This is a genomic window from Jiangella sp. DSM 45060 (assembly GCF_900105175.1).
Classification (GTDB): domain Bacteria; phylum Actinomycetota; class Actinomycetes; order Jiangellales; family Jiangellaceae; genus Jiangella.
The window spans coordinates 2,335,518-2,346,883 of sequence record NZ_LT629771.1 but is presented as its reverse complement, the minus strand read 5'-3'; the positions used below and the strand labels follow the sequence as shown (position 1 = coordinate 2,346,883).

Below are 11,366 nucleotides of genomic sequence, written 5' to 3'. Positions count from 1 at the left end.
GTGACCAGGTCGTTCCCCGATCGTGACCAGCCGGTCCGCAACCCGGCCGCGGCCCGTCCCGTCGAACCTGGCAACACCGACCTCGGGAGGCGTCATGACACGACGGACGACGTTCGGGACAGCGGTCGCGCTGCTCGCGGCCCTCGCACTGGCCGGCTGCGGCGGCGCGGACGACAGCGACAGCGGCGGCTCCTCGGCCGCCGACGAGCCCGCGCCGGCCGCCGAGGCGCCGGAGCAGAACGCGGCCGGCGACGGCGACCAGGCCGCCGGCGAAGGCGAAGACGGAGGCAAAGGCGACCAGGCCAGCAGCGACGGCGGAGTCCTCACCAACGTGGCCAACGCGGTCGACGGCCGGTCGATCATCTACACGGTCGACCTCACCATCGGCACCGACGACGTCCTCGCCGCGGCGAACCGGGCGTCGGCCATCGCGACGACGGCCGGCGGATTCGTCGCCAGCGAGCAGGTCTCAGGCGACCAGGACGCCGTCCTCACGCTGAAGGTCCCGTCGACCGGGCACCAGCAGGCGGTCACCGAGCTGGAGTCCCTCGGCGAGGTCACCAGCCGCGACCGCGGCACCGAGGACGTCACGCAGGAGGTCGTCGACGTCGCGTCGCGGATCGAGTCGCAGCGCGCCAGCATCGCCCGCATCCGCGCCCTGCTGGCCGACGCGAGCGCGCTCGCCGACGTCGTCAGCATCGAGTCCGAGCTGGCCACCCGCGAGGCCGACCTCGACGCGCTGCTGAGCCGGAAGGAGCAGCTGGCCGGGCTGACCGCGATGGCCACCGTCACCCTGCACCTGTACGAGCAGGGCGAGGAGCCGCCGCAGGAGGAGGACGACGATGACGGCTTCCTCGCCGGGCTGGCCGGCGGCTGGGACGCGTTCGTGACGGTCGGCGGCGGGTTCCTCACAGCGCTCGGCGCGGTGCTGCCGTTCGCCGCCGTCGCCGCGTTGGTCGGCGTCCCCGCCTGGCAGATCGCCAAGCGGCGACGGGGCCAGCGTCAGCCGGCGCCGCTGCCGGACTCGCCGGCCGCCTGAACCGTCTCGACCACGCGGGCCAGCACGTCCGGGTCGGTGGTCGGGAGCACGCCGTGGCCGAGGTTGAAGATGTGCGCCGGCGCCCGCCGGCCCTCGGCCACGATGCGGTGCACCTCACGCTCGATGACCGGCCAGTCGGCGCCGAGCAGCGCGGGGTCGAGGTTGCCCTGCAGCGGCTTGCCCGGCACCCGCAGGGCGGCCTCGTCCAGCGGCAGCCGCCAGTCGACGCCGACGACGTCCGCGCCGGCCGACGCCATGAGCGGCAGGAACTCGGACGTCCCGACGCCGAAGTGGATGCGCGGCACGTCGATGACGCTGTCGAGGACCTCGGCGCTGTGCGGGTGGACGAACTTGGCGTAGTCGGCGGCCGACAGCGCGCCGGCCCACGAGTCGAACAGCTGGACGGCGCTCGCCCCGGCACGCACCTGGACGTCGAGGAACGACGCGGAGATGCCGGCGACCCGGCTGAGCAGCTCGTGCCACAGTTCCGGATCGCTGTGCATGAGCGCCTTCGTGACCTCGTGGTTCTTCGACGGCCCGCCCTCGACGAGGTACGAGGCCAGCGTGAACGGCGCGCCCGCGAAGCCGATCAGCGGCGTGCCGCCCAGCTCGCCGACCAGCGTGCGCACCGCCTCGTCGACGAACGCGACGTCGTCGGGCTCGAGCGGGCGCAGCTGGTCGAGGTCGGCGCGGGACCGGATCGGGTGGCCCAGCACCGGCCCGATGCCCGGCTTCACGTCGACGTCCACGCCGACCGCCCGCAGCGGCACCACGATGTCGGAGTAGAAGATGGCGGCGTCGACGCCGTACCGGCGGACCGGCTGCAGGGTGATCTCGGTCACCATGTCGGGCCGCGTGCACGATTCCAGCATCGGCACGCCCTCGCGCAGCCGCCGGTACTCGGGCAGCGAACGTCCCGCCTGGCGCATGAACCACACAGGTGGACGGCTCGTGCGCTCGCCGCGGCAGGCGCGCAGGAACAGGCTGTCGGACGGATCCGCGGGCGCGGTGGCGTTGTCGTCGAAGGTCACGGTCACATCACTGATCGTCGCATGGCGGGCGTGCCTGCCTGACGCGACCGTCAAACGGGCCTAGTCTGCCAATTGTGGCAAGGGACACCGAGGGTCTCCAGCCGGGGGTACCGGCTGTCTTCGAGCGTGCCGTGCGTTCCTTGACGTCCGCCCAGTTCCGGCGGGAGGTCCGCCTCGAGCAGACCCCGGCCCCGAAGCGGCTGGCGCCGCATACGCACGCGCTCAGCGCCGACGTCTTCGTCGACGAAGCCGACGAGGATGCCACCGCCACCGGGCGGCTCGTGCTGCTCTACGACCCCGCCGGCCAGGAGGCCTGGCACGGGGAGTTCCGCCTGGTCACGTACCTGCGCGCCAGCCTCGAGCCCGAGATGGGCGCCGACCCGCTGCTGCTCGCCGTCGGCTGGACGTGGATCGTCGAGTCGCTGGCCGGCCGGTCCGCGCCGTACACCGCGGCCAGCGGCACCGTCACCCGGGTCGCGTCCGAGGGATTCGGCGGCATGGCCGGCGAGCTGGCCAGCGCCGAGATCGAGATCCGCGCGTCCTGGACACCGCTCGAGGCCGACCTCACCGCACACGCCCTGGCCTGGGGCGACGCGTTGACGACGGCGGCCGGGCTGGTGCCGCTGCCGGCCGGCGTCGTCGCGATGCCACCGACTCGTCGTAGGCGGGACCGTTGACGGACGACGCCTCGACTCCCTTGCTGGAGCCGCGCGACGGCCTTCCGGACGTCGTCACCGACACCGACGCCGCGAAGGCCACCATCGCGGCGTTCGCGGCCGCCGACGGGCCGGTCGCCGTCGACGCCGAGCGCGCGTCCGGCTACCGCTACGGGCACCGCGCCTACCTCATCCAGCTGCGCCGCAACGGCGCCGGGTCCGCGCTGATCGACCCCATCGCCGTCCCCGACCTGTCCGCGCTGGGCGCCGCCCTCGCCGACGCCGAGTGGGTGCTGCACGCCGCGTCGCAGGATCTCGCCTGCCTCGCCGAGGTGGGCATGAAGCCGGCCCGGCTGTTCGACACCGAGCTGGCCGGCCGGCTGCTCGGCCTCCCCCGCGTCGGGCTCGGCCCGCTGGTCGACAGCGTGCTCGGCTACACGCTGGAGAAGGGCCACTCGGCCGCCGACTGGTCCACCCGGCCGCTGCCCGAGGACTGGCTGCGCTACGCCGCCCTCGACGTCGAGCTGCTGATCGAGCTGCGCGACGCGCTCGAGGAGCGGCTGATCGCGGCCGGCAAGCTCGACTGGGCGCACGAGGAGTTCGCCGCCATCGCCGCGGCGCCGCAGCAGGAGCCGCGCCCCGACCCCTGGCGGCGCACGTCCGGGCTGCACCGCGTCCGCGACCGCCGCCGCCTCGCCGTCGTCCGTCAGCTCTGGTACGCGCGCGACGAGCTGGCCCGGCAGCGCGACCTCTCCCCCGGCCGGGTGCTCCCCGACGCCGCCATCGTCGAGGCCGCGCTGACCATGCCGACCAGCGCCGAGGCCATGTCGGCCATGCCGGTGTACCGGGGCCGGTCGCAGCGGCGCGAGCTCTCCCGCTGGTTCGGCGCCGTCGCCGACGCGCGTGCCCTGCCCGACAAGGAGCTGCCCCCGCAGACCGCCCCGTACGACGGCCCGCCGCCGCCGCGCGCCTGGGCCGCCCGCCAGCCCGACGCCGCCGCCCGCCTGGCCGCCGCCCGTGCCCGCGTCACGGCGATCGCCGAGGCCAACCAGCTGCCGGTCGAGAACCTGCTCACCCCCGACACCCTCCGGCGGGCCGCCTGGACGCCGCCGACGCCGCTCACCGCCGAGACCGTGGCCGAGCTGTTCCGCGGGCGCGGCGCCCGGGAGTGGCAGATCGGGTTGACGGCGGAGGCGGTGGCGGAGGCGTTCGCGAACCCGGAGCCGCCGGAGCCCGCTCCTGCGCCTGCGCCGGAGCCACCGGCGCCGCCTGCCGAGTCGGTGTAGCTTCCCGGTTCGCCGGGCTCTCGTCGGCTTTGCTTGCCGCGCTGGCCAGCCCCCTGCCGCTTCCGATTGTCGGGGGCGTTCAAGCAGCGTCAGGGGGCCGGCCGAAAATGGGCCCAGCTCCCAGCTGGCCGCCAGCGGGTTTCATCAACCTTCTGCGTTGTCAGAGCAGCACAGAAGGTTGATGATCATGGCCGACTGCGGCGCAGCGCCCACGTGTGGAAGCGGCGAGGTCCAGTGACGCCGCTGCGCGGGCGTCGCACCGTGGTAGGTCGACCCCTCCCGGCCCGGGTGGGGCCCACCCTACGGGCGGGCACCGACAACATCGCGCCACGCGGGTCAGGTGGTCTTGATCGCGTAGCGCACCAGGGCCAGGCCGTTGCCGAACCCGGTCGCCTCGACCAGCTGGAGGTCGTGCGCGCCCTCGAAGACGCGCGTTCCCTTGCCGCGCGACACCGGGCAGACCAGCATGCGGACCTCGTCGACCACCCCGGCGTCGAGCAGCGAGTGCATGAGGCTCAGGCTCCCCCACAGCCAGAGGTCCTTGCCGCTCTGCTCCTTGAGCTCGCGGACGGTGCCGACGGGGTCCGGCGTCACGGTCGCGGCGGGAAAGGCGCCCCACGGGGCCTCGGTCAACCTCGACGAGGCGACATATTTCGTGAGGCCGTTGAGCTTCTGCCCGTATTCGCCCTGGTCGTCGACGGTCGGCCAGTAGCCGACGGACTGGGCGTAGGTGGTGGCGCCGAGGATCATGGTGTCGACGGTGTCGATGAAGCCCATCACGGCCGCCTTGAACGCGGGGTCCGACTTCTCCGAGAACGGCTCCACGGACACGAAGCCGAGCCCGCCGTCCTCCTCCGCGGCGATGTTGTCGACGGTCACCCACTGCTGGACGATGAGCTTGCGCATGATGATCCTCCCTCTGGTCCGCGGCCTGTCGTGGCCCGTGTGATCCTGGGACGGAGCCGATCGCGCGTTCTCGACACCGGGGCGACGCGACATCAGTCGTAGGCGAGGTACCTGCCCGGCTTGTCCTTCTCCAGGACCTCGAACCGCAGCTGAAGATCCGTCTGCCCGATCAGGCCGACCTGCTGGGTGAACTGCTCGTTGGTGACGAAGAGATGGCCGCCCAGACTCCAGTCGCGCGCCAGCCAGCTGCGCAGGGCGTCGAGCAGCGCCCGGTCGGTCCCGGCCGCCAGCTGCGACTTGCGCACCCAGAAGTAGACCGCGGCGGCGTAGTCGTCCCACCGCCGGTCGCCGACCGGCGTGATGCGCGCCCCGGCGAACGATCGCGCGTCGGTCGGCATCAGGTAGACGCAGCCGAGACATTCCGTGCCGGCCGGGTTCATGACGGTGTAGGTGTAGGCCTGGCGGGCCTGGTGCCGCCGCTCGAGCCCTTCGAGGTCCGCCCGGTTGTCCGCCACGGTGAAGTCGTCCGCGGGCCAACTGGTCTGCTCCCAGGTGCGCAGGTACTCCCGGCTCTCCATGACGGCGGCGTAGTCCAGCTCGGCGTCGGCGGCGAGGATCGGCCGCAGGACGAACCCGTCCGTCGTCAGTCCGCTCGGGGGTTCGACGTTCTCGAGACGCATGGCGACAGTCCTTTCCGGCGACCCGGCCCGGCGAGCGCCAGGCGGCATCGTCGCAGTGTGTCCCGTGAACGCGGGCGGCGCCAGCGAATAAAAAGACTCAGCTGAGCCCGTCGACGTAGCCGGAGCGGGCGAAGCGTTCGCGCGCCACCGTCCAGGCGTAGCGGTCGAAGCGACCGTCGTCGCGGATGGCGTCGACGGCGCCGTAGGCCAGGAGCAGCGCCTGGTCGATGTTCTCCAGCACGAACAGGCCCTGACGGCCGAGGGTGACGACGCGGCGGATCATGCGGGCCCAGGTGTCGACGTCGGTGAGGTCCTGCTCGTAGCCGACCCGGTAGATCGGGTACGACTGGCCGATGCGGCGGCTCTCGACGTGCACGCGGTTGAGCTTCGGCAGCCCGGTCAGCCCCAGCGCCTCGTCGACGAGGTCGGCGAGGGACTCGTCGTCGAGGCCCCACACGTCGTCGGTCATCGAGCACGGGATCTCGGCGCACAGCACCGACCGGTCGACGGGGTCGTCGGGGTTGTTGCGGTAGTTCGCCGGCTCGGAGATGCGCAACACCGGCGTGCGCGGGTCGGGGATGTCGTGGGAGTCGTGCGGGCTCCACCGGCCGCCCTGGTGCACGACGTAGACCAGCAGCATGGCGCGGTAGCGCAGCCGCGCCGACGACTCGATGGACGTCAGCGACGGCGCCGGGCGGGCGATGCGGGCGAGCACCGGCAGCGGCAGCGTCGAGAACACCAGCCCGCCGGTGATGACGTCGCCGTCCTGGGTGCTGACCTCGACCTCGTCCTCGGTGACGCGGACGCGGTCGACCTCGGCCTCGCAGCGGATCTCCACCCCCGCCGTGACCGCGGCGTCGGCCAGCGCCTCGACCAGCTGCCCGAACCCCGTGCGCGGGTAGTAGTAGCCCCCGCCGGTCGCGGACGTACCGCGCTTGCGGCTGCGGCGCAGCGCCCGGGCCGCGACCCGCCAGGTGCCCAGCCGGTCGGTCTGGCGGCGGGCCTGCTCGGCGCTGATGCGGTCGCCCGGCATGCCCCACTGCTTCTCGGCCAGCGGCCCGTAGATGGACTCGTACAGCGCCGGCCCGACGCGGTTGCGCACCAGCCCGCCGTAGGTGTCGGCCTCTTCGCGGCGGAACCTCGACACCGCGGAGTCGCGCGCGACCCGGGCCAGGAACGACGGCGGCAGCCGCCGCGCGACCTCGTCGGCCCGCAGCGGCAGCGCCAGCCACTGGTCGCCGACGCGGATGCGGCTCGTCCGCCGCCGCTGCTGGAGGTCGTCGCCGAGCAGGGCGCGCAGGTCGTGCAGGATGGCCGGCGGCGTGCCGGGGTCGAGCCGGTGCGACCCTTGGTCGACCCGCACCCCGCCCACTTCGAACGACGCGGCCAGCCCGCCGACGTGGTCGGCCCGCTCGAGCAGCGTCACCTTCAGGCCCCGCTGGGCAGCCCGCCACGCGGCGGCGAGCCCAGCGGGCCCGGCGCCGATGACGATGAGATCGTACGAGCCGGTCATGTGAAGGCTCAGCCTAACGACACTCGCCCCCGCGACACGCCGCCGTCCGCGCCGATGATCGTCACGACTGCCAATTGTGACGGCCTACGGTTGCGGTCATGAGCGCCACCGACACCGCACTCGTCGACGCCGTGCGGACGGCGTTGCGCGCGGCCGCCGACCCGGAGGCCGCCGAGCCGATGCGGGCGTACGTGAAGTCCGCGATGCCGCTGCTCGGCGTCAAGAAGCCGGCCCGCACGGCCGCGTTGAAACCGGTGTTCGCGGCGCACCGGCTGCGCGACGAGGGCAGCTGGCGGGCCACGGTGCTGGAGCTGTGGGACGGCGCGGAGTTCCGCGAGGAGCGCTACGCGGCCACCACGCTGGCGCAGCTGAAACCGTACGCCGCCTATGCGACGCAGCCGGACGCGCTCGACCTCTACGACCACATGGTCGTCACCGGCGCCTGGTGGGACCTCGTCGACGAGCTCGCCATCCGCTCCGTCGGCCCGGTGCTGCGCGCCCACCCGGACCGGACGACCCCGACCATCAGAGCCTGGGCCCGCGACGCCGACCTCTGGCGCCGTCGCACCGCCGTCATCTGCCAGATCGGCTCGAAGGCCGGCACCGACGTCGACCTGCTGGCCGAGGCGATCGAGGCCAACGTGCACGTCAAGGACTTCTTCCTGCGCAAGGGCATCGGCTGGGCACTGCGCGAGCACGCCAAACGCGACCCCGGCTGGGTGCGCGCGTTCGTCGCCGCGCACGAGGCCGACCTGTCGCCGTTGTCACGCCGCGAGGCACTGCGTAACATCGACCCACCGAGTATTGTTACTCGTGGGTAGCTTCCGATCCGAGGAGGGCCACGTGCCACGCTCCACCAGGCCTGTTCGCGACGTGCTGTTCGTCGACGGCGTGCGTACGCCGTTCGGCAAGGCCGGACCCAAGGGCATGTACCACGAGACCCGCGCCGACGATCTCGTCATCAACTGCATCCGCGAGCTGCTGCGCCGCAACCCGGGCCTGCCGCCCGAGCGCGTCGACGACGTCGCCATCGCCGCGACCACCCAGCTCGGCGACCAGGGCCTGACCATCGGGCGCACGGCGGCGCTGCTGGCCGGGCTGCCGAAGTCGGTGCCCGGCTACGCCATCGACCGCATGTGCGCCGGCGCCATGACGGCCGTGACGACGACGGCCGGCGGCATCGCGTTCGGCGCCTACGACGTCGTCATCGCCGGCGGCGTCGAGCACATGGGCCGCCACCCCATGGGCGAGGGCGTCGACCCCAACCCGCGCATCCTCGCCGAGAAGCTGGTCGACCCGTCCGCGCTGGTCATGGGCAGCACCGCCGAGAACCTGCACGACCGCTTCCCGCACCTCACCAAGGAGCGCGCCGACGCGTTCGCCGCGGCCAGCCAGGCCAAGTACGCCAAGGCGGCCGCCGACGGCCGCATCCAGCCCGACCTCGTCCCCGTCGCCACCCGCTCCGTCGAGCAGGGCTGGGGCCTCGCGACGGCCGACGAGCCGCCGCGCCCCGGCACCACCGTCGACGACCTCGCCGGGCTGAAGACGCCATTCCGCCCGCACGGACGGGTCACCGCCGGCAACGCGGCGGGCCTGAACGACGGCGCCACAGCTGCGCTGCTGGTCAGCGACGACGCCGCCGCCGAGTTCGGGCTGACGGCGAAGATGCGGCTGGTCTCGTACTCCTTCGCCGGCGTCGAGCCCGAGGTCATGGGCGTCGGCCCGGTCCCGGCCACGGAGAAGGCGCTGGCCAGGGCCGGCCTGAGCATCGACGACATCGGGCTGTTCGAGATCAACGAGGCGTTCGCCGTGCAGGTGCTGGCCTTCCTCGACCACTTCGGCATCGCCGACGACGACCCCCGCGTCAACCAGTACGGCGGCGCCATCGCCGTCGGCCACCCGCTCGCCTCGTCCGGCGTCCGGCTGATGAACCAGCTGGCCCGCCAGTTCGAGGAGCACCCCGAGGTTCGCTACGGCGTCACCACCATGTGCATCGGCATCGGCATGGGCGGCACCGTCGTCTGGGAGAACCCGCACCACGCCGACTACGCCGAGGAGGCCGCGGCCTGATGACCACCGACCTCGCCACCGTCTTCCCCGACGAAGTCGTCACCACCTCGCACCTGCGCTTCGTCGACCTGCCGCTGGGCGCAGGCAAGGCCGCGCTGATCACGCTCGACAACGGCCACGACCACACGAAGCCCAACACGCTCGGCCCGGCCACCCTGCTGGGTCTCGAGCAGGCCATCGACGCCGCGTACGCCGAGCCGGGCGTCGTCGCCGTCGCCGTCACCGGCAAGCCGTTCATCCTGGCCGCCGGCGCCGACCTCAAGGGCATGGCGCTGGTGACGCAGCGCGCCCAGGCGGTCGCGCTCGGGCAGCTCGGGCACCGCGTGTTCGGCAAGCTCGCCGACGGTCCGGTGCCGACGTTCGCGCTGATCAACGGCATGGCGCTGGGTGGCGGCCTGGAGCTCGGACTGCACTGCACCTACCGCACGGTGTCCAAGGCGGCGCAGGGCATCGCGCTGCCCGAGGTGTTCCTCGGCCTCGTGCCGGGCTGGGGCGGCGCGTGGCTGCTGCCGAACCTCGTCGGCGCCGACAACGCCGTCACCGTCATCGTCGAGAACGCGCTCAACCAGAACCGCATGCTGCGCGGCCCGCAGGTCGCCGCGCTGGGCATCGCCGACGCCGCGTTCGACGGCGCCGACTTCATCGAGCGGTCGCTGCACTGGGCGGCGCAGGTGCTACGCGGCGACGTCGAGGTGACGCGGCCGGAGATCGACCGGTCGGAGGCCGCGTGGTCGGCGGCGGTCGAGCGTGGGCGGGCGGCCGCCGACGGACGGCTGCACGGCGCCACGCCGGCGCCGTACCGCGCGCTGGACCTGATCTCCGCGGCGCGTACGGTCACGCGCGAGGAGGGCTTCGCGGCCGAGGACGACGCCCTCGGCGACCTCATCATGGGCGACGACCTGCGCGCCGGCGTCTACGCGTTCGACCTCACCCAGCGGCGGGCCAAGCGCCCGGCCGGCGCGCCCGACAAGTCGCTGGCCCGGCCGGTGACGAAGGTGGGCATCGTCGGCGCCGGGCTGATGGCCAGCCAGCTGGCGCTGCTGTTCGTCCGCCGGCTCGAGGTCCCCGTCGTCCTCACCGACCTCGACGCCGCGCGGGTCGAGAAGGGCGTCGGCTGGGTGCACGCCGAGATCGACAAGCTCGCGGCGCGCGGGCGGCTGTCGCCCGACGCGCGGAACAAGCTGACCGCGCTGGTCACGGGGTCGACGGACAAGAGCGTCTTCGCCGACGCCGACTTCGTCATCGAGGCCGTGTTCGAGGAGCTGAAGGTCAAGCAGCAGGTCTTCGCCGACCTCGAGGCCGTCGTCTCCCCCGACTGCGTGCTGGCCACGAACACGTCGTCGCTGTCGGTCACCGAGATGGCGTCGGGCCTGCGCCACCCAGAGCGCGTCGTCGGGTTCCACTTCTTCAACCCGGTGGCCGTGCTGCCGCTGGTCGAGGTGGTCCGCGCCGGGGCGACGTCCGACGCCACGCTGGCGACCGCGCTCTCCGTCGGCAAGACGCTGAAGAAGTCGTGCGTGCTGGTCAAGGACGCCCCCGCGTTCGTCGTCAACCGGGTGCTGACGCGGTTCATCGGCGAGATCACCCGCGCCGCCGACGAGGGGACGCCGCTGGAGGTCGCCGACAACGCGCTGGCGCCGCTCGGCCTGCCGATGACGCCGTTCGTCCTGCTGCAGCTCGTCGGCCCGGCCGTCGCTCTGCACGTCGCCGAGACCCTGCACGACGCCTACCCCGGCCGCTTCCCGGTGTCCGAGAACCTGCGCCGCCTGGTCGCGGCCGGCAAGCCCGGCATCTGGTCGTGGAACGAGCAGGGCAAGCCCTACCTCGACGACGCCACCGCCGCCCTGTTCGAGCAGGGTTCGGCCGTCCTCACCGCCGACGAGGTGCGCGAGCGGGCGCTGGCCGCCGTCGCCGAGGAGATCCGCATCATGCTCGACGAAGGCGTGGTCGCCGAGGCGCAGGACATCGACCTGTGCATGCTGCTCGGCGCCGGCTGGCCGTTCCACCTGGGCGGCATCACGCCGTACCTCGACCGCAGCGGCGTGGCCGAGCGCGCCACCGGGCGGCGTTTCCTCCCGCCGGGCCTCGCGAGCGTCGCCCGCGCCTGACGCCGTCACCGGCCGGTTTCTCTCATCCGCCTGCAGCGCCCGGCCCTGAGGGTGGCGTTGACAAGGTAGAGGGAGAG

The 11,366-nt window shown here is 73.2% G+C and carries 10 protein-coding genes; 6 read left to right on the top strand and 4 right to left on the bottom strand.

The genetic code is table 11. The features are described from left to right. Positions 1-94: 94 nt before the first annotated feature. A complete protein-coding gene (locus BLU82_RS10480; protein ID WP_092619459.1) occupies positions 95-1,039 on the top strand; it encodes a DUF4349 domain-containing protein in 945 nt (314 codons plus the stop codon). Here the strand turns inward: BLU82_RS10480 and hemE are convergent. Next, on the bottom strand, positions 1,003-2,085 hold the full coding sequence (gene hemE, locus BLU82_RS10475; RefSeq protein ID WP_370246314.1) for a uroporphyrinogen decarboxylase: 1,083 nt from the start codon (positions 2,083-2,085) through the stop codon (positions 1,003-1,005). The genes BLU82_RS10480 and hemE overlap by 37 nt on opposite strands. 59 nt (positions 2,086-2,144) lie before the next feature. Between hemE and BLU82_RS10470 the strand changes: the two genes are divergently transcribed. Both BLU82_RS10470 and BLU82_RS10465 read left to right on the top strand, forming a co-directional pair. Beyond that, positions 2,145-2,747 (top strand): DUF3000 domain-containing protein, encoded by a 603-nt coding sequence (locus tag BLU82_RS10470; protein WP_092619453.1) that lies wholly within the window; start codon positions 2,145-2,147, stop codon positions 2,745-2,747. Beyond that, entirely contained in the window at positions 2,744-4,012 is a 1,269-nt protein-coding gene (locus BLU82_RS10465; RefSeq protein WP_197682854.1) for an HRDC domain-containing protein, read from the top strand. The genes BLU82_RS10470 and BLU82_RS10465 overlap by 4 nt, the downstream gene beginning before the upstream one ends. 336 nt (positions 4,013-4,348) lie before the next feature. On the opposite strand, the gene BLU82_RS10460 is transcribed toward BLU82_RS10465, so the two are convergent. The 3 genes from BLU82_RS10460 to BLU82_RS10450 form a co-directional block, all read right to left on the bottom strand. Further along, positions 4,349-4,918, bottom strand: a complete 570-nt coding sequence (locus tag BLU82_RS10460) for a dihydrofolate reductase family protein (protein ID WP_092619448.1) — start codon at positions 4,916-4,918, stop codon at positions 4,349-4,351. Positions 4,919-5,010: 92 nt separating this feature from the next. Further along, a complete protein-coding gene (locus BLU82_RS10455; RefSeq protein ID WP_092619445.1) occupies positions 5,011-5,598 on the bottom strand; it encodes a hypothetical protein in 588 nt (195 codons plus the stop codon). A 97-nt stretch (positions 5,599-5,695) separates the two neighbouring features. After that, complete coding sequence (locus BLU82_RS10450; RefSeq protein ID WP_092619442.1) at positions 5,696-7,111, bottom strand: NAD(P)/FAD-dependent oxidoreductase; 1,416 nt, start codon at positions 7,109-7,111, stop codon at positions 5,696-5,698. A 98-nt stretch (positions 7,112-7,209) separates the two neighbouring features. Here BLU82_RS10450 and BLU82_RS10445 point away from each other — a divergent pair, with 98 nt between their 5' ends. From BLU82_RS10445 to BLU82_RS10435, 3 genes are read left to right on the top strand one after another with little or no spacing between them, the layout of a single operon-like run. Next, complete coding sequence (locus BLU82_RS10445; protein WP_092619439.1) at positions 7,210-7,932, top strand: DNA alkylation repair protein; 723 nt, start codon at positions 7,210-7,212, stop codon at positions 7,930-7,932. Positions 7,933-7,954: 22 nt separating this feature from the next. Further along, entirely contained in the window at positions 7,955-9,181 is a 1,227-nt protein-coding gene (locus BLU82_RS10440; RefSeq protein ID WP_092619436.1) for an acetyl-CoA C-acyltransferase, read from the top strand. Then, the gene (locus tag BLU82_RS10435; RefSeq protein ID WP_092619433.1) at positions 9,181-11,289 is read left to right on the top strand and encodes a 3-hydroxyacyl-CoA dehydrogenase NAD-binding domain-containing protein; all 2,109 of its coding nucleotides are present in this window, start codon (positions 9,181-9,183) and stop codon (positions 11,287-11,289) included. The genes BLU82_RS10440 and BLU82_RS10435 overlap by 1 nt, the downstream gene beginning before the upstream one ends. The last annotated feature ends 77 nt before the right edge of the window (positions 11,290-11,366 follow it).